This window comes from Aeromicrobium jepli (genome assembly GCF_047246605.1).
Lineage (GTDB): Bacteria > Actinomycetota > Actinomycetes > Propionibacteriales > Nocardioidaceae > Aeromicrobium.
On sequence record NZ_JBFOKO010000008.1, the window covers coordinates 24,174 to 45,611 of the forward strand.

Annotated in this window: 22 protein-coding genes; 6 read left to right on the forward strand and 16 right to left on the reverse strand. The window is 72.1% G+C overall.

All coding sequences use genetic code 11. From position 1 onward, the window contains the following. Positions 1-36: 36 nt before the first annotated feature. The 4 genes from AB3M81_RS14520 to AB3M81_RS14535 all read right to left on the reverse strand — a co-directional run bounded on the left by AB3M81_RS14520 (position 37) and on the right by AB3M81_RS14535 (position 3,949). Positions 37-1,635 (reverse strand): GTPase, encoded by a 1,599-nt coding sequence (locus AB3M81_RS14520; protein ID WP_412904632.1) that lies wholly within the window; start codon positions 1,633-1,635, stop codon positions 37-39. Next, a complete protein-coding gene (locus tag AB3M81_RS14525) occupies positions 1,632-3,359 on the reverse strand; it encodes a dynamin family protein (protein ID WP_412904633.1) in 1,728 nt (575 codons plus the stop codon). Before AB3M81_RS14525 ends, AB3M81_RS14520 begins: the two co-directional genes overlap by 4 nt. Positions 3,360-3,425: 66 nt before the next feature. After that, positions 3,426-3,602: a Trm112 family protein gene (locus tag AB3M81_RS14530; RefSeq protein WP_412904634.1), complete on the reverse strand. Its 177-nt coding sequence runs from the start codon at positions 3,600-3,602 to the stop codon at positions 3,426-3,428. Continuing rightward, positions 3,599-3,949 (reverse strand): DUF3499 domain-containing protein, encoded by a 351-nt coding sequence (locus AB3M81_RS14535; RefSeq protein WP_412904635.1) that lies wholly within the window; start codon positions 3,947-3,949, stop codon positions 3,599-3,601. Before AB3M81_RS14535 ends, AB3M81_RS14530 begins: the two co-directional genes overlap by 4 nt. Positions 3,950-3,998: 49 nt before the next feature. On the opposite strand from AB3M81_RS14535, the gene AB3M81_RS14540 reads away from it, so the two are divergent. Then, the gene (locus AB3M81_RS14540) at positions 3,999-4,451 is read left to right on the forward strand and encodes a metallopeptidase family protein (RefSeq protein ID WP_412904636.1); all 453 of its coding nucleotides are present in this window, start codon (positions 3,999-4,001) and stop codon (positions 4,449-4,451) included. A gap of 131 nt (positions 4,452-4,582) precedes the next feature. Here AB3M81_RS14540 and AB3M81_RS14545 read toward each other — a convergent pair whose 3' ends face one another. Genes AB3M81_RS14545 through AB3M81_RS14555 form a run of 3 tightly spaced genes read right to left on the reverse strand, consistent with a single transcriptional unit; the run spans position 4,583 to position 9,003 of the window. Further along, a complete protein-coding gene (locus AB3M81_RS14545; RefSeq protein ID WP_412904637.1) occupies positions 4,583-5,908 on the reverse strand; it encodes a DUF5719 family protein in 1,326 nt (441 codons plus the stop codon). Beyond that, positions 5,905-8,697: a glycosyltransferase gene (locus AB3M81_RS14550; protein ID WP_412904638.1), complete on the reverse strand. Its 2,793-nt coding sequence runs from the start codon at positions 8,695-8,697 to the stop codon at positions 5,905-5,907. Before AB3M81_RS14550 ends, AB3M81_RS14545 begins: the two co-directional genes overlap by 4 nt. Before the next feature lie 54 nt (positions 8,698-8,751). Next, a complete protein-coding gene (locus AB3M81_RS14555) occupies positions 8,752-9,003 on the reverse strand; it encodes a WhiB family transcriptional regulator (protein ID WP_412904639.1) in 252 nt (83 codons plus the stop codon). A 113-nt stretch (positions 9,004-9,116) separates the two neighbouring features. On the opposite strand from AB3M81_RS14555, the gene AB3M81_RS14560 reads away from it, so the two are divergent. From AB3M81_RS14560 to AB3M81_RS14570, 3 genes are all read left to right on the forward strand, one after another. After that, a complete protein-coding gene (locus AB3M81_RS14560) occupies positions 9,117-9,785 on the forward strand; it encodes a TIGR03089 family protein (RefSeq protein WP_412904640.1) in 669 nt (222 codons plus the stop codon). An 82-nt stretch (positions 9,786-9,867) separates the two neighbouring features. Continuing rightward, positions 9,868-10,731, forward strand: a complete 864-nt coding sequence (locus AB3M81_RS14565; RefSeq protein ID WP_412904641.1) for an ABC transporter permease — start codon at positions 9,868-9,870, stop codon at positions 10,729-10,731. Further along, complete coding sequence (locus AB3M81_RS14570) at positions 10,715-11,473, forward strand: ABC transporter ATP-binding protein (protein WP_412904642.1); 759 nt, start codon at positions 10,715-10,717, stop codon at positions 11,471-11,473. The genes AB3M81_RS14565 and AB3M81_RS14570 overlap by 17 nt, the downstream gene beginning before the upstream one ends. 49 nt (positions 11,474-11,522) lie before the next feature. On the opposite strand, the gene AB3M81_RS14575 is transcribed toward AB3M81_RS14570, so the two are convergent. Beyond that, positions 11,523-12,962, reverse strand: a complete 1,440-nt coding sequence (locus tag AB3M81_RS14575; RefSeq protein ID WP_412904643.1) for an LCP family protein — start codon at positions 12,960-12,962, stop codon at positions 11,523-11,525. A 74-nt stretch (positions 12,963-13,036) separates the two neighbouring features. Beyond that, positions 13,037-14,479, reverse strand: coding sequence for an LCP family protein (locus AB3M81_RS14580; RefSeq protein ID WP_412904644.1), 1,443 nt, complete (start codon positions 14,477-14,479; stop codon positions 13,037-13,039). A 131-nt stretch (positions 14,480-14,610) separates the two neighbouring features. Here AB3M81_RS14580 and AB3M81_RS14585 point away from each other — a divergent pair, with 131 nt between their 5' ends. Beyond that, the gene (locus tag AB3M81_RS14585) at positions 14,611-15,693 is read left to right on the forward strand and encodes an LCP family protein (RefSeq protein WP_412904645.1); all 1,083 of its coding nucleotides are present in this window, start codon (positions 14,611-14,613) and stop codon (positions 15,691-15,693) included. A 15-nt stretch (positions 15,694-15,708) separates the two neighbouring features. Here AB3M81_RS14585 and AB3M81_RS14590 read toward each other — a convergent pair whose 3' ends face one another. The 6 genes from AB3M81_RS14590 to AB3M81_RS14615 all read right to left on the reverse strand — a co-directional run bounded on the left by AB3M81_RS14590 (position 15,709) and on the right by AB3M81_RS14615 (position 19,893). After that, a complete protein-coding gene (locus AB3M81_RS14590) occupies positions 15,709-16,905 on the reverse strand; it encodes a lipase family protein (RefSeq protein WP_412904646.1) in 1,197 nt (398 codons plus the stop codon). Between the two features lie 31 nt (positions 16,906-16,936). Continuing rightward, positions 16,937-17,116, reverse strand: coding sequence for a hypothetical protein (locus AB3M81_RS14595; protein WP_412904647.1), 180 nt, complete (start codon positions 17,114-17,116; stop codon positions 16,937-16,939). Positions 17,117-17,132: 16 nt separating this feature from the next. After that, a complete protein-coding gene (locus AB3M81_RS14600) occupies positions 17,133-17,363 on the reverse strand; it encodes a hypothetical protein (protein ID WP_412904648.1) in 231 nt (76 codons plus the stop codon). 139 nt (positions 17,364-17,502) lie between these two features. Beyond that, positions 17,503-17,685, reverse strand: coding sequence for a hypothetical protein (locus AB3M81_RS14605; protein ID WP_412904649.1), 183 nt, complete (start codon positions 17,683-17,685; stop codon positions 17,503-17,505). Next, complete coding sequence (locus AB3M81_RS14610) at positions 17,679-18,572, reverse strand: hypothetical protein (RefSeq protein ID WP_412904650.1); 894 nt, start codon at positions 18,570-18,572, stop codon at positions 17,679-17,681. The genes AB3M81_RS14605 and AB3M81_RS14610 overlap by 7 nt, the downstream gene beginning before the upstream one ends. A 157-nt stretch (positions 18,573-18,729) precedes the next feature. After that, entirely contained in the window at positions 18,730-19,893 is a 1,164-nt protein-coding gene (locus AB3M81_RS14615; RefSeq protein ID WP_412904651.1) for an acyl-CoA dehydrogenase family protein, read from the reverse strand. A gap of 109 nt (positions 19,894-20,002) precedes the next feature. On the opposite strand from AB3M81_RS14615, the gene AB3M81_RS14620 reads away from it, so the two are divergent. Continuing rightward, positions 20,003-20,629 carry an MSMEG_1061 family FMN-dependent PPOX-type flavoprotein gene (locus tag AB3M81_RS14620; RefSeq protein WP_412904652.1) on the forward strand — a complete coding sequence of 209 codons (627 nt, stop codon included), beginning with the start codon at positions 20,003-20,005 and terminating at the stop codon, positions 20,627-20,629. On the opposite strand, the gene AB3M81_RS14625 is transcribed toward AB3M81_RS14620, so the two are convergent. Continuing rightward, positions 20,623-21,333, reverse strand: coding sequence for an alpha/beta fold hydrolase (locus AB3M81_RS14625; RefSeq protein ID WP_412904653.1), 711 nt, complete (start codon positions 21,331-21,333; stop codon positions 20,623-20,625). The two genes, AB3M81_RS14620 and AB3M81_RS14625, sit on opposite strands and share 7 nt — an antisense overlap. Between the last annotated feature and the right edge of the window lie 105 nt (positions 21,334-21,438).

Here is a 21,438-nt window from a genome sequence, read left to right on the forward strand (position 1 = left end):
CAGCCTAGCCAGCGCGACGGAACCGCGGGGTTCCGGCTACTGGCCGGCGGTCGCCAGGCCGGTGCGCCAGCGCTCGTAGCGCTCGAGCTCGGCGCGCAGCCGGGCCACGACCGCACGCTCGGTGGTGCGGTTGATCGCCTCGGTCAGCTTGGCCTCGGCGCGGGCCCCCGCGCGTCTGGCCGCGGCGGCGCCGAGCCACCGGGACACCACGGTCAACGCGATCCCGAACAGCAGGCCGCCGACGACCAGCACGATCGGCAGGCTCATCCCGAGCGGTCGGGGCGCACCCGCCCACGGGTCGGGGTCGACGAGTCCGGCGACGGCGGCGATCGACCAGCCGAGGCCGAGGACGACGGCGGCGAAGGTCAGCCACTGCAGCATCGCGACGCCGGTCCACCACGCGGGGCGCTTCGACAGTCCGAGGTCGACGGACGCGACCGCCTCGTCGAGCTCGTCGATGACGTCGCGCGCCCCCTCCCCCGCGACCGCGTCGAGGACCGAGGCCCGCCAGGCGCGGGACATGCCGTCGGTGGCCTCCTCGGCGGCCTCGCGCAGGGCGAGGTCGGCCCGGGCGCGCTGCACGGACGGCGAGATCGGCATGGCGCCGGCCACGGCGTCGCGGGCCGAGCGGCCGATGCCGAGCTCGCGCAGCGGGTCGTTCCGCAGCCGGCCGACCCAGCCGATGACGGGCCAGTCGGTGGCGACCGCCGCACGGCGCGCCATGGAGTCCTCGACGGCGTCGGCGATCTGCGGCACGCCGGCGCACGTCACGAAGGTCTCGACCAGTCCGTCGCGCGTCGCACGGTCCAGTCCGGGGACGGGATCGACGCCGCCGACCCGCGCGAGCTGGCGGGCGACGAGCCGCACGTCCGCCACGAGCCGCGCCTGCGACGCGTTCTTGGAGCGGATGCGGCGGCGGATCTCCTCGCGCAGCTGCGCGATGCCGGTGCCCTCGGTGGCGCTCGTGGCGATCACCGTGACGCCGCCCAGGCCCTCACGGTCGAGGATGTGCTCGAGGTCGTTGACCGCGGTCTTGAGGTCGGTCTCGCTGAGGCGGTCGGCCTGGTTGAGCACGATGATCGAGGCGTCCTTGTGCGTGGCCAGCGGGTGCAGGTAGCGCGAGTGGACCGCCGCGTCGGCGTACTTCTGCGGGTCCAGCACCCACACGAACAGGTCGGCGTACTGCGCGACGTGGTCGACGAGCTCCTGGTTGGACTGCACGATCGAGTCGTGGTCGGGCAGGTCGAGCAGGACCAGGCCCTCGAACTCGTCGTCCTGGGGCGCGTCGAGGATGCTGCGGCGCGCGATCTGGTCGCGCCGGGCGACGCCGATCCAGTCGAGCAGCTCGGTGGCGCCGGACGGACCCCACGCGCAGGCGAGCGCGTTGGACGTGGTGGGGCGCAGGTAGCCGACCTCGGCCAGCTCCAGGCCCGTGAGGCGGTTGAACAGCGAGGACTTGCCCGAGCCCGTCGACCCTGCGAGCACCACGACGGTGTGCTGGGTGGACAGCTCGAGCCGCTCGACCGTGTGCGCGAAGGTGGCCGCGGCGGGGTCGGTGTGCTCGGGGTCGATGACGTCCTTGGCCGCGTCGAGGGCCGACCGCAGGGCGGTGACGCGATCGTCGAGTCCGCTCATCGGCGTCTCCTCCCTCGGGGCTCGTCCACGGCGGCGATCGCCGCCTCCAGCTGCCAGTGCGCGTTCTCCAGCTCGGCCTGGTCCGGCAGGAGCGTCAGGAACCGGTCGGCCTCGTCGGCGAGCAGCTCCTCGATCCGGCGTGAGAGGTCCTTCCCCGCCTGCTCGGCGAGCCGGCGCACGGCCTGGTCGCCGAAGACCGCGTTGAGGACGGCCTGGCCGGCCGCGGCGGTGCCGCCCGCGATGCCGAGCTCCGCACCCGTGAGGCCCGCCGTCCCGGCGAAGACCACGACCATGAGCGTGACGCCCGCGGCGTTGACGCCGAGCGAGAGCGCGCGCGCCTTCGCCTTCTTGTCGGCGCCCTGGTCGGACACCAGCTCGAAGACCGACTCGCGCCACTCGCGGGCGATCCGCTCGGCCCGCACGCGCACGTCGCGCGAGGCCCGGTCGAGGCCGCGCCGCGAGTCGAGCAGGTCCTGCCCGGCCGCCGTGCCGTCCCACGCCCGGGCGGCCTCCTCGGCGGCACGCTCGGCGCGGTCGAGGATCAGCAGGTGCAGCCCGGACAGGGCGGCCTCCTCGACCTCCTCGGGCTTGGTCGGGGTGCGGCGGAACAGCCGGTCGCGCCACGAGCCGACGGTGCGCTCGAGCTTGCGGAAGATCTCGCCCGAGCCGACGAAGTCCTGCCAGCGCGCGAGCACCTCGCCGCGCAGCATGGACCCGTCCGTGGCGGCGGTCATGAGGTCGGCGTGCGCCGCGTGGTAGACGGTCTCGACGTCCTTGCGCAGCTGCGCGGCGGCCTGGACCTGGCGCTGCAGCGCGGCCTCGAGCTGGCGGGACGCCTCGACGTCGTGGCGGATCGCGCCCTGCAGGGTGGCCAGGACGATCTCACGACGCTGCACCTCGTCGGAGGCCAGCTGGCGCAGCCACATCGTGATCTGCTCGACGTCGCCCGCGGGCAGCACGCCCTCGCCGTCGGGCGTCGACTCCGGCACCGAGAACAGGGCGACGTCGGACAGGCCGTGCTCGCTCAGCATCCGCGCCAGGTGGCGGCGCACGTCGACGAGCGCCTCGGGCGAGGTCCGGTCCAGCACCACGGCGACCGACGCGTTGCGCTCGGAGGCGCGGCGCAGGTAGTCCCACGGCACCTGGTCGGCGTAGCGGGCGGCCGAGGTGACGAACAGCCACAGGTCCGCGGCGCCGAGCAGCTGCTCGGCCATGTCGCGGTTGGTCTCGTCGATCGAGTCGAAGTCGGGGGCGTCCAGCACCGCGATCCCGGGCCACAGCGTGGACGTGGCGACCTGGCGGATCGTGTTGGCGCGGCGGCTGCTGGAGCCGGTGCGCGCGAAGTCGGGCAGCACGCGGCCCGAGCGGAACCACTCGGTGTCGGCCGGGTGGTGGACGAGGACGGGCGTGCGGGTGGTGGGCCGCAGGACGCCCGTCGCGGTGACGCGGCGACCCACGATCGAGTTCACGAGGGTCGACTTGCCGGCGCCCGTGGAGCCGCCGACGACGACGAGCAGGGGTGCCTCGAGGTGCTCGAGCCGGGGCACGACGTAGTCGCCGAGCTGCTCGGAGATCTCGCGCTGGAGCGCCCGGTCGCGGTCGACGCCCGGTACCTCCAGTCCCAGTGGTAACTCCACTACCGCGGCGGCGAGACCGGACAATCCGCGCAGGAGACCGTCCTGTCCCACGGCATTGGGTACGGGAACAGCGGTCGGCTCAGTCATGTCGGATCAGGACAAGGGTAGTCCAGACGCCGCCGGCAGGTGCCCGTTCGGGCCACAGCGGTCGTCTCAGGACGCGTTGACCGGGCGGGCCTCGTCGACCAGCATGACGGGGATGTCCCGGCGGACCGGGTACGCCAGTGCGCAGCCGTTGCACACGAGCTCGTCGGCCTCGGCGTCCACGAACAGGCCGGAGCGGCACTGCGGGCACACGAGGATCTCGACGAGGGCGGGATCGAGGTTCACGGGACCACCGTAGCGGAGTCGTCGCGCACGAGGCGCAGAACGGGGCCACCGTCCTGCTGCGGCGCCTCGGTGGTGGGGCGGCCGGCCTCGCGGACCGCCTCGGCGAGCGCGACGAGGTCGTCGTGCGTGGGCTCGGGCTCGACGAACTCGGGCGCCAACCGGACGACGCTCCAGCCCTGCGGCGCCGAGAGCCGCTCGGCGTGGGCCGAGCACAGGTCGTAGGCGTGCGGCTCGGCGTAGGTGGCGAGCGGGCCCAGGACGGCGACGGAGTCGGCGTACACATACGTCAGCGTGGCCACCGCGGGGTTCGGGCAGCCTGCGCGCGAGCATCGACGTTGCAGTCCCACGAGGGCGAGGTTAACCCGCCGGGCCCAACGGTCGCAGTAGGCTCACCGGATGGCCCGCGAACCCGCTCCCCGACGACGCGAGGTCCACGGGCCGCGCCCGGGCAGCGCGCGCGACCGGCGCGGTCGCGGTCCTCGCGGCGTGATGTCGCTGCCGGGCCCGCTGTCGCCCGACGGGGTGCCGGCGCACCGCACGCCGCGTGTGGCGTTCGACGACCTCGTCGCCGAGATCCTGACCCGCCTCGACCCGCACTTCGAGCGCGAGCCCGACCACGTCGAGGTCGCCGTCGAGGAGGCCCCGATCCTGCCGCACGGCTGGGACGACCCGGTCCCGCGCAGCATCGTCACCACGGCGCCGGGCGGCTTCCGCATCGTGCTCTACCGGCTGCCGATCATCGGGCGCGTCCGGTCCGCCGAGCAGCTCGAGGACATGGTCTGGACCGTCCTGCTCACCCGCCTGGGCGAGGTCTGGCACCACGACCCCGAGGACCTCGACCCCCGCTGACCGGCCGGCCCCCGCTCGGGCCGCCCGCTCCGTGTTCCGCGAGTGGCGCAAAGATGCCCGCCACTCGGCGAGTGGCGGGCACTTCTGCGCCGCTCGCGACCCCGGTTCGCGCCACTCGCGGCAGCGAGGACTCAGCGCACGGACACGCCGGGCGCGACCACGGTCACCGGCGCGGGCCGCAGCGGCGCGGCCGCCAGGCCCTCCCCGGCCGTTCGCCACAGGCCGCCCATGACGCTGTCGCCCTCGGCGGGCGTCACGACGACGTAGGCCGCGAATCGATCCTTGGGCGCCGGCAGCGAGCGCGACGTTCCGGGCTTGAGCGTGACCTTCTCACTGCCGAGCGGATCCATCCGCACCGAGAACGACTCCACCGTGACCTCAGCGGCCTCGTCGCCCGCGGTCAGCGCGAGCCGTACCGGGAGGCCACCCATCCGCACGGGCGCGATGGCCGGGCCGGTGATCTCGGCGGACCGCACCACGCGCGCGATGTCGCCGTCGGCCACGGTCGCCGAGGCTACGACCGGCAGGTCCGAGGTCACCGCGAGCGACGCGCCGTCCAGCTCGATCGAGCCCGGGACGTCGATGACGCGTGTCGACTCCGGCTCGACCGTGACGTCCTCGAGTCCCTCGGCGGCGAAGGATCCCGACTCACCACGCACGGCGACGGCGACGTGCGCGGTCGCGGTACCGGGGTTCGCCAGCGCGAGCCGCGTGGAGTCGCCCGGCGGCAGGCCCGCCAGGACCTGCGACCGGACGGGGCCACGGCTGGGCGCGACGAGGTCGGCGCGGCCAGCGCCGGCGTCCGTGGCGATCGCGGTCAGGGCGCCGCGGCGGCGCGAGACGTGGACCGAGACGGCCCCCTCCCCCGCGGCGACGTCGTCGACCTTGACCTCGCGACGCTCACCCGGCTCGACCACGAGGCCCGACGTGTCGAGCGACTGGATCGGCCCGTTGCTGCCCCACCACGTCAGGTCCGCGACGGCACGGTTCTCACCGACGTTGACCAGCGTGATGACCGCGTCCGTCCGGCCCTGGTCCGCCAGCCCGGTGAACCAGGCGTCGTCGACGACCGACGGGCAGGAGCCCAGGACGGACGCGTCCCCCGTCTCGCCCGCGACGAAGCCGACGGAGCCGGAGCCCTCGCCCGACTGCTCGAGGACGAGGGCGTCGCCTCCCGGCTCGGCCGTGCGCCAGCGCGTGGCGTCGGCCCAGACCGGGTCGACCGCGGCGTCCTCGGGGATCGCGCGCGCGGCCGCCTCGGTGCCCGGCCCGACCTGACCCGCGGCGACGGACCAGCCGGACCGCACGGGGCACGCCCACACGGTCTGACGCACCTCGACGGCGCTGCGACCGCCGTCGACGACGGGCTCGGCCGGCTCGGGCACGAACCAGGCGGCCGCCACGAGGACGACCGCGAGCAGCGGCAGGAGCAGGCGCACGGGGATGCGGCGGGTCATGCGTCGTCCTCCTCGTCGGGGCCGGGCTGGGACTCGGCGCTGCGGCGGACCGGCAGGGCGGCGATGAACGCGGCGACCCACGCCAGCACCCACAGGCCCGCGGCCCACGGGCGCAGGGCGGAGGCGCGCGGAGCGGCCTCGGGCTCGACGTCGGACTGCACGGCCCACACGCGCGAGTCGGGCGAGTCGCTGCCCTTCTGGGCGAGGCCGGGCGCGGCGTCGATGCGGCGCGCCAGGTCGAGGTCGACGTCCGGCGCGTAGAGGTTGTCGACGCCGAGCCGCGCCAGCTCGTCGACGTCGTCGCGCGTGGGGGTGGTGACGAGCGAGACGACGGCGTCGTGCAGCCGCTCCTCGCGGTCGGCGGTGGTGCGCAGCGCCTCGGAGCCGAGGTACGAGCCCGCCCCGACGACGGCGTCGGCGACGATCCCGGCCTCGGAGTCGCCCGTCAGCACGACGGTGGTGCCCGGCCGGGCGGCGAGGAAGGCCGGCACGACGCGAGCGTCACCGGACTCGAGCGGGTCGTCGATGCCGCGGACGAGCCACCAGCCGCCGGCCAGCAGCGGGAACAGCGCGAGCAGCGCGACGGCCGGACGCCTCCACTGCCGGTACCGCCGGGTCCGCAGGACAGGCCACGCGAAGAGCACGGCGGTCAGCAGGCCGCCGATCCACACGCCGGCACCCAGGCCCGCCCAGGCCCGCACGGCAGGCGCGCCGGGGAACGGCACGTACGTCGAGACGGAGGCGAGCAGGCCCGTCGCGAGACCGGCCAGCGCGACGATCCACGCGGCGCTCACGGTGCGGCGGGTGGCCTCGGGCACGAGCGCCGCGACCGCCAGGACGAACAGCGGTAGGACGATCCACCACGGGCCGGCGCCGGGGCCGCCACCGGTGCCGGTGACGACGTCCCACGCGCTTGCGGGCTGGTCGACCGGGTTGCCGGCCTCCCACCACAGGCGGGACGACAGGACGCGGTCGACAAGCCACGGGCCGAGCAGGACGGTGCCCACGACGGCGCTGACCGCCAAATACCTCGCCACGGGGCGGACGAGCAGGGCGCACACGAGGAGCGCCACGATGCCCAGCACCCAGGCGACGGGAGCGAACGCCGCGACGAGCGCGATCCACAGGCCGATCTGGACGGCGCGCGGCCACGTCGGGTCGAGGACCTCGCGCAGCAGGACGTTCGCGAACAGCGGTGCCACGACCAGGGCGACGACGGTGCCCAGATGACCCTCTGCGAGCGCTCCCGTGACGGCCACGGCGAGGCCGTACGAGACGGCCCATGTGATGCGCGCCCCGCGGTCGTCGCTGATGAGGCGGCCGAACCGGTGCGCGGTCAGGGCCGCGAAGGGCACCGCCATGACCGTGAGAACCCACGAGATCAGGCCGGGCGCGAACCACACGAGCAGTCCCACGCCGGCCAGCGGCACGACGAACGCCGGTGCCCAGTCGGCACTGCCCAGGCCCACCGCGTGGGAGCGGTCGAGCAGCAGTCCCCACCACGAGCCGACCGAGTCGGGCGAGGCCGGCAGGACGGGGCTGAACAGGTGCCCGGCGACCGCGGAGCGTGCCGCCACGACCGCCGCGACGACGAGGGCCAGCACCGTGGTGAACCACGGCCAGCGCTGCCACCACGGCGGGAGGTCGACGACGACCGGATCCTCCTCTTCCTCCTCGACGCCGATCGTGCGCAGGCCCATCGTCTCGACGGACTCGGGCCGGACGATGGTGGCCATCGTGGTGGCGGCGACGTCGAGACCGTGCTGGTACGGCATCCAGAAGCCCGCGAAGAGCTCGCGCAGCTCGCGGTTGCTGCGCTGCACGAGCGGCTTGCGGCGGCGGCGCGCGGAGATCATGGGGCCCGGGTTCGCGAAGACCGTGACCATCGCCATGATCTCGCCGCGTGCCGAGCGCAGGTCCTTGCCGATGATGAAGCCCACGAATCGCAGCAGCGAGCCCAGGAACAGCCGGATGCTGGTGAGCGGGAAGCGCAGCGGGTCGCTGTTGGCGAGCATCGTGTACAGCGCCGCGGCGCGGCGCTCGCCCGCATGCTCGCGGATGCCCTTGCGCCGCACGCGGCGGCGGTTCCGGGTGGCCTCGGCGTGGAAGACGATCGAGCCGGGAGCGGTGCGGACGCGGTAGCCGGCGCGGTTCGCGCGCCAGCCGAGGTCGACGTCGTCGAAGAACAGCGGCAGGCGGGGGTCGGTGCCGCCCAGTCGCTCCCACACGTCGCGCCGCACGAGCATGCCGGCGCTGCCGACGGCCAGGACGTCGCGCGGCCGGTCGTGCTGGCCGGCGTCGGGCTCGCCGGACTCCAGGCCGGTCTCGCGCTGGCCCGTGCCGGTCATCGTGACGCCGACCTCGAGCAGTCGCTTGAGCGACGGCCACTCACGGACCTTGGGACCCACGATGCCGATGTCGTCGGCCTCGGTGGCCTCGTCGAGCAGGCCCGCGAGGGCGTCGGGGTCGACCACCTGGTCGTCGTGGAGCGTCCAGATCCAGTCGTAGGGCTCGGTCTCGGACTCGACGGCCGCCTGGACCTGCGCGCCGAATCCAGTGCGCTCGCGGGACGTCACCACACGGGTCGCGCCGGCGTGCGCCTCGAGGAGGTCGCGGGTGGCCGGGTCGCTGCCGTCGTGGACCAGGACGAGGCGGTCGGGCCGGTGGGTCAGTCGGTCGAGGGAGGCCAGGGTCTGGGCGAGCCAGCGGGAGCCGCGGTGCGCCACCAGGACGGCGACGACGGTCGGCGGCGCGGCGCGCCAAGCCGGGATCTGGTCGTCGTCGTGCATGCTCGCCACCTTAGGCGGTTGCCGCCAACCGCCTCGGTGCTCGGGGATGCGTGGTCAGGCGCGCTTCTTGAGCTTGCGACGCTCACGCTCGGACAGGCCACCCCAGATGCCGAACCGCTCGTCGTGGGCGAGTGCGTACTCGAGGCACTCGGTCTTGACGTCACAGCTCAGGCACACGCGCTTGGCCTCACGCGTGGAACCGCCCTTCTCGGGGAAGAACGACTCGGGGTCGGTCTGAGCGCACAGCGCACGCTCCTGCCACATGAGCTCGGGGTCGTCGCCCTCGATCCAACCGACTGATGACATGTGTGTAATTACAAGCGTTGTGGCTGCCAAACGTCAAGCCGAATAGCAAATATCAGGGAATCCTCGGCGTGTCGCGGTCGCGGCGCGCGAGCCGATGACATAGGACGAGGCCCATGGCCACGTCACTCGCGACTCTTCTCGTCCCCTCCCCCACACCCGTCGTCACGTACTACGACGAGGCGTCCGGCGAGCGGGTCGAGCTGAGCGGCGTCACGCTGGCCAACTGGGTCGCCAAGGTGGCGAACCTGCTGGTCGACGAGCTCGACGCCGAGCGCGGCACCCGGGTCCGCATCGGGCTGCCCAGCCACTGGCTGCGGTTCGTGTGGCTGCTCGGCGCCTGGCGCGTCGGCGCCGTCGTGACCGACCACGCCGCCGACATCGGCCTGTCCGGCCCCGAGCCGGAGGCCGACGAGCCGGTGCGCCTCGCCGCCTCGCTGCGTCCGCTCGGCGGGCGCTTCCCCGCCGAGCCCGAGGGCTTCCTCGACATCGCGGTCCACGTGCCGGGCTCGCCCGACGTCTTCATCGACGTGGACCCGCCGGAGCCGCAGGACCTCGCGCTCGACCTCGACGGGGTGACCCGCACGCACGCCGACCTCCTCGCGACGCCGGCGTCGGCCGACCGGCTCCTCACCGCTCCTCGGTCGCTCGCGCAGGACGCCGAGGCGCTCGTCGCCGCACTGCGCGGCGGCGGCTCGCTCGTGGTGGTGGCCGGCGGCGACGAGGCCGCGCTCGAGCGCATCGCGGCGCAGGAGCGCGCCCGGCTGGACCGACCGGGACATTGAACCGCTCGTGACGGGTGGTGCCCTAGACTCGACGGGGCATCCGAGCGCGGATCGACCACGACCATCACGACAGGAACCACGCATGACCCCAACGGTCGACGACCCGCAGGCCTACGGCCTGACCCGGGTGGGCGGCCGACCCCCGCTGCTGCAGTACCTGCGGGGTGTCGCGCAGCGCAAGGACTTCATCGTCTCCCTCGCGCTGTTCCGCATCGAGGCCGAGAACCAGCGTCAGCGGCTCGGCATGCTGTGGATCGTCCTCAAGCCCATCCTCAACGCCGCCGTCTTCGGCTTGGTCTTCGGCATCCTCATGGCCTCCACCAAGACGGTCCCGGACTTCGTCTCGTTCCTGGTCATCGGCGTGTTCATGTTCGAGTTCTTCTCCTCGACGATGGGCGCCGGCGCGAAGGCGATCACGTCCAACCAGGCGCTCGTGCAGTCGCTGGCGTTCCCGCGCATGGCCCTGCCGATCTCGATCGTCATCCAGAAGTTCGCCCAGCTGCTGCCGACCGTGCTGCTGATGATGATCTTCCTGATGATCATGGGCCACGCGCCCACCGTGAACTGGCTGCTGATCGTCCCGCTCGTGGGCCTGTACTACCTGTTCTGCCAGGGCGTCGCGTTCATCACCGCACGCCTGACCGTGCACCTGCCGGACCTGACGAACCTGCTGCCGTTCATCACGCGGTTCTTCTTCTACACGACCGGCATCTTCTTCAGCTTCGACCTGCGCTTCGAGGACAGCCCCCAGCTGCTCGAGATCGTGCAGTACCAGCCGATCTACGCGTTCCTGAGCCTCTCGCGCGAGCTGCTGCTGGACTCGGATCCGCTGTACGACGTGCGCATGCAGTTCTGGCCGATCATCGCGTGCTGGTCGGTGGGCGTGTTCCTGGTCGGGACCGTCTACTTCTGGGCCGCCGAGGAGCGCTATGGCCGCGTCAACTGAGCCCCACGAGGGCCGTCGCCCCGTCGTGGTGGTGCAGGACCTGCACGTCGAGTACAAGGTCTACGCCACCGGCAAGCGCGCCAGCGAGGCCGACCGCGGCGGCCTGCTGCGCCGGGCGAAGCGCACCCAGACGGTCCATGCCCTGAAGGGCATCACGTTCACCGCCTACGAGAACGACAGCATCGGCGTCATCGGCTCCAACGGCTCGGGCAAGTCCACGCTGATGCGCGCCATCACGGGCCTGACCCCCGCCTCGCGCGGCGCGGTCTACGCCAGCTCGCGCCCCAGCCTGCTCGGCGTCGGCGCGGCCCTCATCAAGCCCCTCTCGGGCCAGCGCAACGTCATCCTGGGCGGTCTGGCGCTGGGCTTCTCCAAGGCCGAGATCGAGGCCCGCTACGACGAGATCGTCGACTTCGCCGGCATCCGCCCGTTCATCGACCTGCCGATGCGCACGTACTCCTCCGGCATGACGGCACGGCTGAAGTTCGCGATCGCCACGATCCGCAACCACGAGATCCTCATCGTCGACGAGGCCCTCGCCGTGGGCGACCGTGCGTTCCGCAAGCGCAGCGAGGACCGCATCCGCGAGATCCGCGACAACGCCGGCACCGTGTTCCTGGTCAGCCACTCGATGCGCTCGATCAAGGACACGTGCAACCGCGTCATCTGGATCGAGAAGGGGGAACTCATCATGGACGGCGACCCCGACGAGGTCATCGCCGCCTACGAGGAGAGCCGCTGACCCCCGGCCGCCGCCACCGCTGACCGCGGTCGCGCGACTCGGCGTGGCGTCAGCAGGTGGCCGACAGGTCGTCGGTGTTGTTCGCGGCCGAGGGCGACTTCTCGGTGGGCTCGGTCGTGGGCGCTGCCGTGGTCGGGGCGGTGGTGGGCGACGCGGACGTCGTGGCCCGCGGACGGCGGGTCTGCTGCCGCTCGCTCTTGGCGACGAGAGCGGCGACGTCCGAGCGGATCTGCTCGAAGTCCGGCGTGACCGTCGAGTACTCCGGCGGCACGACCGACAGCGTCGCGATCTTCTTGTCCTTGGCCTTGAGCGCGAGGTCGCCGAACGCCCCCAGCTCGGACGCCGGGATGTTCGTGCTGAGCATCTCGGCCGAGCTGCTGGCGATCTTGCCGGCGTTCAGCACCACCTGCTGCGGGCTCAGCTGCTTGAGCATGGCCTGCATGAGGCACTTCTGGCGGCCCATGCGCGTGTAGTCGTCGGACTGGACGCGGCTGCGGCCGTACCAGAGCGCCTCGTCGCCGTTGAGCTTGCGACGGCCGGGCTGGATGTAGACCTGCTTCCAGGCGTCGTCCTTGCCGAACTTGGCGATCGGCTCCTTGATGTCCATCGTGATGCCGCCGACCGCGTCGACGAGGCTCTTGAAGCCCTTCATGTTGACGAGGACGTAGTAGTTCACCTCGAGCCCGGTGGCGCCCTCGACCGCGTCGAGCGTGGCGGCCAGGCCCGGGTCCTTGCTGCGCGGGTACAGGTCCTTGCGGTTGGCCGCGGCGGTGTGCACGGCGTTCAGCAGGCACTCGGAGCCGCAGTTGAACCCGTACGGGTAGACCGTCCGCATCGGCGAGTCCTCGGGGAACGGCACGTTCTGCAGGTTGCGCGGGAGCGACACCATGATCGGCACGCCGGTGTCGGCGTCGATGCTGACCAGGTTGACCGAGTCCGGCCGCAGGCCGAAACGGTCTGAGCCGGAGTCGGCGCCCAGCAGCAGGATGTTGTAGCGGCCCTTGAGCGGGGACTCGACCTTCGTCTCGGTGAAGACCTTCTCGACGACCTCCTTGGAGGCCGAGACGGTGTTCCAGCTCAGGTACGCCGTGGAGGTGACCAGCGCGACGATCGTGACGTTGACGACCGAGATCACGCCGAGGCGCCACACGTTGAGGCTGCGCACGAGGGCCAGTCGCCACGCGTCGACGAACAGCAGCAGCCACAGCACCACGAGCACGAGACCCGTGACGCGGGCGACCTGCAGCACCGACGGGTCGGTCAGCCAGTCGATGAGCTGCGCGCGGTCGGGGCGGAAGCGGAACCACATCACGAGGGCCGCGGTCAGCGCGGCGACCCACAGGACCATGACGGCCGCACCGAGGCGGCGGGCGCCGGCGAGGAACTGGGCGATGCCGGGCCACACGACCGTGCCGAGGATCAGGACCAGCGCACGGCGCAGCCCGCCACGCTGGGCGACCCGCCTGGGTCGCGCCCCGAGAGCGCTCATCGCTGGACCTTTCTGCTCACCGACCGACGCCCCATTGTGCCTGCGGGTCCAAGGGCGATCCACGACGGGTCGGCTCAGCAGCTCTCGTTCAGGTCGGCGCTGCGGTTGGCCTTGCGCGGGTCCTTCTTCGAGGCCTCGTCGCCGGTCTCGACGACGGGCAGCTTCGCCGTGGCGAACCGCGACTTCTGGATCTCGCTGTCGCCCTCGGAGGTCTGCACCGCGTCGCTGACGAGGCGGCGCACCTTGTCGAAGTCGGGGTTGCCCGTGTAGATGACCGGCGGCACGAGCGAGACGGACGAGATCGGCTGCGACTTGGTCTTGAGAGCGAGGTCCATGAAGACGTTGAGGTCCTGGCGCGGGATGTTCGTGTGCAGCATCGCCGAGCTGGAGTCGGCGATGTCCTGCATGTTCATGATGACCTTCTGCGGGTTGAGCTGGCGCACCATCGCGTTCATGACGCACTTCTGGCGGCCCATGCGCGACCAGTCGTCGTTCTCCACGCGCGACCGGGCGTACCAGAGCGCGTGGTCGCCGGAGAGCTTGCGCTCGCCGGCCTCGATGTAGCCCCGGATCGGCGAGCCGATGCCGCCGATGGCCGTGCGCTCGCGCACGTTGATGCGGACGCCGCCGACCGCGTCGATGAGCTTGGAGAACCCCTTCATGTTGACCAGCGCGTAGTAGTTGAGCTTGAGCCCCGTGATCTCCTCGATCGCGTCCATCGTGGCGTCGATGCCCGGCTCCTTGGAGTCGAACAGGTCCGCGTGGTCGTTGGCCCACGTGTTGACGGCGTTGAGGTAGCAGCCGTCGCAGTCGAAGCCGTTCGGGAACTGCTGGCGCATGACCGAGCCCTTCGGGAACGGCACGTTCTCGAGGTTGCGCGGCAGGCCGATGAGGACGGCCTTGCCGGTCTCGGCGTCGATGCTGGCGACGTTGATCGAGTCGGGGCGCATGCCGCTGCGGTCCTTGCCGGAGTCGGTGCCCATCAGCAGGACGTTGTAGCGCCCGTCGTGCGGCTCGGAGACCGTGGTGGAGGCGAACACCGCGTCGGTGAAGCCGTTCATGACCGAGACGGTGTGCGCCGCGAAGAACAAGATGGCGGCGGTGCCGACGACGAGGGCGCCGTGGAACGCGGTCGAGATGGCCAGGTGGGCCCCGTGCAGCTCGCGCGGGCGGCCGAGCCGCCAGGCGTCGACGATGAGGACGACCCAGCCGAGGGCGAGGCCGATGAGCAGCCAGCGGCCGAGCGTCAGCAGGGCGGCGTTGGTGGCCAGGCCGAAGATCAGCTGGCGGTCCATCAGCGCGAGCAGCCCGAGGACGGCGACGACGGCCAGCACCGAGAGCCATATGCGGATCGCGATGCGCCCCACCCGCTTGTTGCCCTGGACGAGCTGGGCGGAGCCCGGCATCACCAGGGTCATGGCGGCCAGGGTCAGGGCGCGCCGGAAGCGGATACGGGCGGTCGCGCCGGCGGGGTCGGCATAGGTGCCGCCCAGGGCGCTCGTGCGGTCGTGGTGCATCGCTGTCCTCACGGTGGGGAAGAGTCCGTAGGTGCTCCCCAGTATCGAGTGGCTCGTCTCGATCCTCGGGATGACGCGCCGACGGCGCGGCAGGGGAATCGCCGTGAGGGCGCACGCGGTAGTTTCACCCCATGCCTCCCTCCGGCCCCAACGATCAGGGCGGATACGACTGGCTCTACGAGGACGAGTCGGGTCGTCGCCCCGCGTCGCGCCCGACCTCGCCCGGGTCGAGCGTGCCGCCGCCGAACCTGCCGCCGCCCGGCTCGGGCCGCCGCGGGAAGGGCCCGAAGGAGCCGCGCGAGCCGAGGAAGCGCGGCCGCCTGCGCCTGCTGTGGCTGCTCCTCGTGCTGTGGCTCGCGTTCCTCGTGATCGTGCCGATGGTCGCGTGGTCGAAGATCACCAAGGTCGACGCGACGCCGGACTCCGAGCGTCCCGAGGACGAGGCCACCACGTGGCTGCTCGTCGGCACCGACAAGCGGCCGAAGGACCGCTCACGCGGCCGCACCGACACGATCCTGATGCTCACGTACGGCGGCAGCGGGCCGTCGGTGCTGACCTCGATCCCGCGTGACTCGATCGTGGACATCCCCGGGCACGGCCGCACCAAGGTCAACGCCGCGTACGCGTACGGCGGCGCTCCCCTCCTCGTCCAGACCATGGAGTCCGAGACGGGCGTGCGCATCGACGGCTACACCGAGATCGGCTTCGCCGGCCTGCGCGACGTCGTCGACTCGCTCGGTGGCATCGAGATCTGCCCCGAGCAGGACATCAAGGACAAGGACGCCCACCTGAACATCAAGGAGGGCTGCCAGGAGGTCGACGGCAAGACCGCGCTGGCCTACGCGCGCTCGCGCAAGGCGTTCGCCAACGGCGACATCGCCCGCGGCCAGCACCAGCGCGAGGTCATCGGCGCGATCGGCGAGGCGGCGATGTCGCCCTCGACCGCCCTGAACCCGTGGCGCTTCACGCGCGTGGCCACGACGACGGCCGAGTCGCTCGCCGTGGGCGACGACGTCGCACTGCCCTCCTTCGTGCGGTTCGCGTGGAAGCTGGGACGCGCCATGGGCGGCAGCGGTCGCAGCTGCACCGTGCCGATCGCCGACCTGTCGGTCCAGTGGGACCGCGAGCGTGCCACGCGCTACTTCAAGCACCTGCGCGACGGCACGACGGACGAGCTGGGCGACCTGTGCACCGAGGACGGCATGCGCAAGTGACGCCGCCGGCGTCGCTCACTCCTGTCGCACCTGCTCGCTGAACGCGGTGACCCGCTTCGCCGATCGGTCGAGCACATCCGTGTGCCGGCCGCCCGGGTACGGGGCGTAGGAGACGTCGATCCCGCGCTGCTCGTAGGTCGCCACGAGCTGGTCGGTGAGGACCTTCGGGACCGTCGTGTCGGCGGTGCCCTGCACGATCAGGACGGGCCCGTCGATGCGGGCGACGCTGGGGTCGTTGGCGTCCAGCGGGCCCTTGATGGCCGCGCCGTCCACGCCGTCGGCGATGAAGCCCGACATCGGCTCGACCCCGAACGCGTCGGGCGCGAACAGCCCGGGCAGGCAGGTCTCGCGCACGAGCGGGTACAGCTCGCGGCCCCGCTCGTTCAGCAGCTTCTCCATGCCGATCTTGCCGGGGTGCGCGACGTCGAGGCCGAGCAGCAGCATGGCGCCGAACGCCGCCGGCACCGTCGAGTCGCCCGAGAGCGCGGCGTCGACGGCGAGCGACAGGTGCGAGGCGGGCGCGAACGCGACGGTGCCGATGAGGTCGAGCTCGCGGGTGTAGCGCGGGGCGAGCGAGCTGGCCCACAGCGCGGCATGCCCGCCCTGGGAGTGACCGGCCACCAGGATCCGCTCGCTGAGGGAGTCGTCCAGCTGACGCGCGGCGCGCACGCTGTCGAGGACGGCCCGGCCCTGCGAGGTGCCGATGAGGTACGGGTGGTCGCCCGGCGTGCCGAGGCCCTCGTAGTCGGTCGCCACGACCGCGTAGCCGGCGTCGATCCACCGCTGCAGCAGGCTCCCGGTCGTGGACCGCGCGGCGGGGTCGGAGATGTCCTCGCCGAGTCGGGACGGGGCGCACCGGTCGGCGATCCCTGTCGTGCCGTGGGCCCAGGCGACGATGGGCCAGCCACCCTTCGGCGGCTCGCCGTCGGGCACCGTCACGACGCCCGACGTGCCGACCGTCTCGCCCGCGACGCCCTCCTGGGCGTAGAGCACGAGGGTGGACGAGCTGCCGGTCAAGCCGGTCGACTCCTGCTCGCGGGACCAGATCACGTCGCCGTGCGTGAAGTCGCTCAGGTCGGCCGGCGGCTCGTAGAAGCTCGCGCCCTCCGGCGCCTCACGGCCACCCTCGTCATCGGCGCTGCTCGTGCACGCGGAGATGATCAGGACGGGCAGGACGGCGGCCAGCGAGAGGGCCCGCCTCAGGACGGTCATCGTCGGAGCGTACTCGGCTTCCCGGCCGAACTCAGGTGGGACGACGCGAACCGCGCCACCGAGCCCCGATCTCCCACGTCAGCGCCGCACCGACCAGGACCGCGGCGACGGTCACGAAGTCACGCAGGACCGACTCCGGGGACTCCGCCCCCTGGTTGAGTCCCATCCAGTAGAGGCCGAGCGCGAACGTCAGTGCCACGGGAGTTCTCATGGGTCCAGTCCTTCGTCTAGCGCGGAGTCGGGCCGCGGCGATGACGGCCGCGGGTGAGGACGAGGTCGCCGACAGCCATCCCGATCAGGACGGCGGCTGCGATCGCCCAGGCCACGGGATCGTTGTCGAGCAGGAGCACCACCACCAGCGCCAGCACGAGCGCCGTCGCGACATATCCGAGGACCAGCACGAGCCGGGAGGGACGAGCGCCGCGGGGAGTGTGCGCGCGTGAGCTGTCGTCGTTCATGCGTGAACCTCCCTGTCCACCGGTCTTCTCGGACGACCGTAGCGCCGGCACGCACCGGCGTCGACGGTCTCTCCACAGCCGGACGCCGGGCCGACGACCGCACGCGCGCTCGTCGATCCGGCCCTGGCGGCTGCCGAGCTCAGTCCCATCGTCCGCGTTCGGCGGCCCGGCGGCGCCGAACGAGATCACCCGCGACGACGGCGGTGAAGCAGGCGCCCGCCAAGGTCCAGGCGAAGGGCCCGCGGTCGCTCAGCAGGAGCACGAACGCCAACAGCCCCACCGCGACCGCACCGTGACCGGCCACCGCCTCGCGGCTCAGCACTTGACGACCTTCCCGCCGACGACGGCGACGGCCACGATCCGGAACTTCAGCTCCGCACACTTCTTCTGCTTCTTCGCCTTGTTGAAGACGCCGCGCAGCTTGTAGAAGTAGGCCGCCACGGCGCCTGCGCAGACCGCTCGAACCGCCAGGCCCGCCGGGTTGGTGTTGGGGATCTTGCCGCAGAGCGTGGCGACTCCCGCCGACAGGGACACGAACATCGCGTCACGGATCTTGCGCGTCTCCTTCTTCGAGAACTTGACGCAGACGGCCGTGCCGAAGTCGCAGAACTTCACCTTCGGGTCGGCGACGATCGGGTACGCGAAGTCGCCGGACCGGTGATCGACAACCTGGGTGATCGCCCCGTCCCGGACCTCGAAGCGCGTCGGGACGCGTCGTCCTTCGGCGTCGACCGCCCACGGCGCGTCGACCTGCGCCGCGATGCGGCCCGACCGGTCCGCGATCTCGACGCTCCCACCGGGCACGACCCGGGGCGTCAGGCCCTCTCCCCCGATGCCGAAGCGGTACGAGGTGGGCGCATCCTTCGACTCGACGCCGACCAAGATCTGCGTGCCGGCGGCGGTCGGCGCGACGGCGAGGGACGCACCGTCGGCACCGCGCACCACGTACCGACCGTCGGCCTTCGCGACCTTCGCCGAGTCCGCGACCGGCAGGCCGAGCGACACGGCCGACTCACCGGCGCCGAGCCGCACGGTGCCGTTCCGGACGGCCTCGAGCGGCGAGTGCCGCACGGGGACCGCGTCCTCGACGAGTGAGATCTCCCCCAGCCGGTCGCCGACGGTCACCGGCTGTTCGACGGCCTGGGCGGGCAGGGCCGCCGCCGTCATCGCCGCCGAGGCGGCCAGGACCCCCAGGGTCCGCGTGAGCATGTGCATGAATCCCCCGATTCAGTCGTGGGCGCGACGCCCGTCCGATGCTTGACTGCACACTATTGGGCCCACTGTATTGTTGTCAACGATCCACCGCAGAAAAGACGACGGCGGGACGGACCGGTGGTCCGTCCCGCCGTCGCGGGGACTCAGGGGATCAGAGGGTGCTCTGGATCCCGGCCAGCAGCTGGCGCGCCATGACGATGCGCTGCACCTGGTTCGTGCCCTCGTAGATCTGCGTGATCTTCGCATCGCGCATCATGCGCTCGACCGGGTAGTCGCGCGTGAAGCCGTAGCCGCCGAGCAGCTGCACGGCGTCCGTCGTCACCTGCATCGCGACGTCCGACGCGAACGCCTTGGCCGCGGCGCCGAAGAACGTGAGGTCCTTGTCGCCGCGCTCCGAGCGGCCGGCGGCCGCGTACGTGAGCTGACGCGCGGCCTCGATCTTCATGCCCATGTCGGCGATCATGAACTGCAGGCCCTGGAAGTCCGAGATCGGCTTGCCGAACTGCTTGCGCTCCTGGACGTAGCCCAGCGCGTAGTCGAGCGCCCCCTGCGCGACGCCGACCGCCTGCGCGGCGATCGTGACGCGCGTGTGGTCGAGCGTCTTCATCGCGATCGAGAAGCCCTCGCCGACGTCGCCGATGATGCGGTCGCCGGGGATGCGCACGTGGTCGAAGTAGACCTCGCGCGTGGGCGAGCCCTTGATGCCGAGCTTCTTCTCCGGCGCGCCGAACGAGACGCCCTCGTCGGACTTCTCCACGACGAACGCCGTGATGCCCTTCGTGCGCTTCTCGGGGTCGGTCTGGGTGAGGACGGTGTAGTACTCGGACTCGCCGGCGTTGGTGATCCAGCGCTTCGTGCCGTTGATGACCCAGTCGTCGCCGTCGCGCTTCGCGGTGGTCTTCTGGTTCGCGGCGTCCGAGCCGGCCTCGGGCTCGGACAGGCAGTAGCTGAAGCCGCCCTCGCCCCGCGCGAGCTTGCCGAGGTACTTGGCCTTGATCTCCTCGTTGCCGCCGATCTGGACCGGCAGCGAGCCGAGCTTGTTGACCGCCGGGATGAGCGAGCTGGAGACGCACACGCGGGCGACCTCCTCGATGACCAGGACGGTCGCGAGGGCGTCGGCGCCCGCGCCGCCGTACTGCTCGGGGACGTGCGGGGCGTGGAAGTCGGCCGCGATGAGCGCCTGGTTGGCCTCGGTCGGGAAGCGCGGCTGCTCGTCGACGTCCGCGGCGTACGGGGCGATCTTCGCCTCGGCGACGGCCCGCACCGCCTCGCGAATCGCCTGGTGCTCCTCGGACAGCGCGAAGAAATCGGACACGTCAACTCCCACTCGAGAAAAACTAGGAACGCCGAGCAATGCTACGCCCGTCGCCTCCGTCGCTCGTCCGGGGCTGTCCGCCATCAGGCGCGCGCCCTACCCTCGGGGCATGACCCAGATCCGGGACATGGACGAGCTCCGCGAGGTCCTCGGCCATCCCCTGCAGCGCGCGATCGACAAGGAGCGCGACCGCCTCGCGCCGCAGCACGTGGCGTGGCTGGAGGCGTCGCCGTTCTGCCTCCTGGCGACCTCGGCCGCCGACGGCACGTGCGACGTCTCGCCCAAGGGCGACCCGGCCGGCTCGCTGGTGCACGTGGTCGACGACCGCCGGATCGCCCTGGCCGAGCGGCCCGGCAACCGGCGCGCCGACGGCTACGCGAACCTGCTGCAGAACCCGCACGTCGGCCTCGTGTTCATCGTCCCCGGACGGGGTGACACGCTGCGGGTCAACGGCCGCGCCACGTTGTGGCGGACCGACGGCGACGGCCCGGACTACGTCGACCGACTGGTGGTCCGCGGCCGCCGGCCCGTCCTGCTCTGCGAGGTCGAGGTCGAGCAGGTCTTCTTCCACTGCGCCAAGGCCTTCCTGCGCTCGCAGCTGTGGCAGCCCGAGACGTGGCGGCCCGACGCCCTGCCCTCGCGCGCCCGGATCGCGCACGAGCTCGAACGGCCCGAGGACTCGATCGAGCAGCTCGAGGAGTACTACGGCGAGCAGTACCGCGCGAACCTCTACTGACCGGCGTGCCGGCGCAGGACGTCGACCATCACGGCCGCCAGCTCGGCCGGCTTCGTGAACTGCGGCCAGTGCCCCGTGGGCAGGTCGACGTACTCGACCTGGCGCAACCGGGCCAGCTCGGTGAACCACGGGTGGCCCTCCGCCATGGCCTGGCGCAGCTGCTCGGTCGGGAACTCGCACGTGACGACCGTCGCCGGGACGTCGAGCCGTCGCTCGTCGGTCAGGTGCGTCGGATCGGTCGCGACGGCCTTCGGCTGCGGGACGGCCCGCTCGCGGAACCGCTCCCGCAGCGTGTCGTCGAGGTCGACGAGGTCCGCCTCCTGGAACGCGTCCCACGGCGGCAGGGGGATCTCGTCGCCGTGCTCGGGCAGCTCGTCGTTGATGGGCGAGCCCTCGGTGGGCGGCCCCGAGTCCACGTAGATCGTGCGGGCGATCCGATCGGGCATCAGGTCGGTCACCCCGTAGATGACGGCACCGCCGCCGGAGTGCCCGACCAGGACGACCTCGCCCTCGAGCGAGCGGACCCGGTCGGCCACGAAGTCGACGTGGTCGCGCAGGCCGATGCCGGCGCGGGGCGCGTCCACGGACTCCAGTCCGGGGAGGGTGAGCGAATAGACGCGGTGGCCCGCCTCGACGAGCGCGGGCGTCACCTCGTCCCACGACGACGCGTCGAGCCAGAAGCCCGGAACCAGAACGATGTCCATGTCCCGACGCTACGCGCGCGGACCGACGGAAATCGCCCTCGGCTGCGGCCTCATCTCGTCCACTGAACGCGGTTTCCTGTCACTTGACGTGGTTCGCGACCCTCG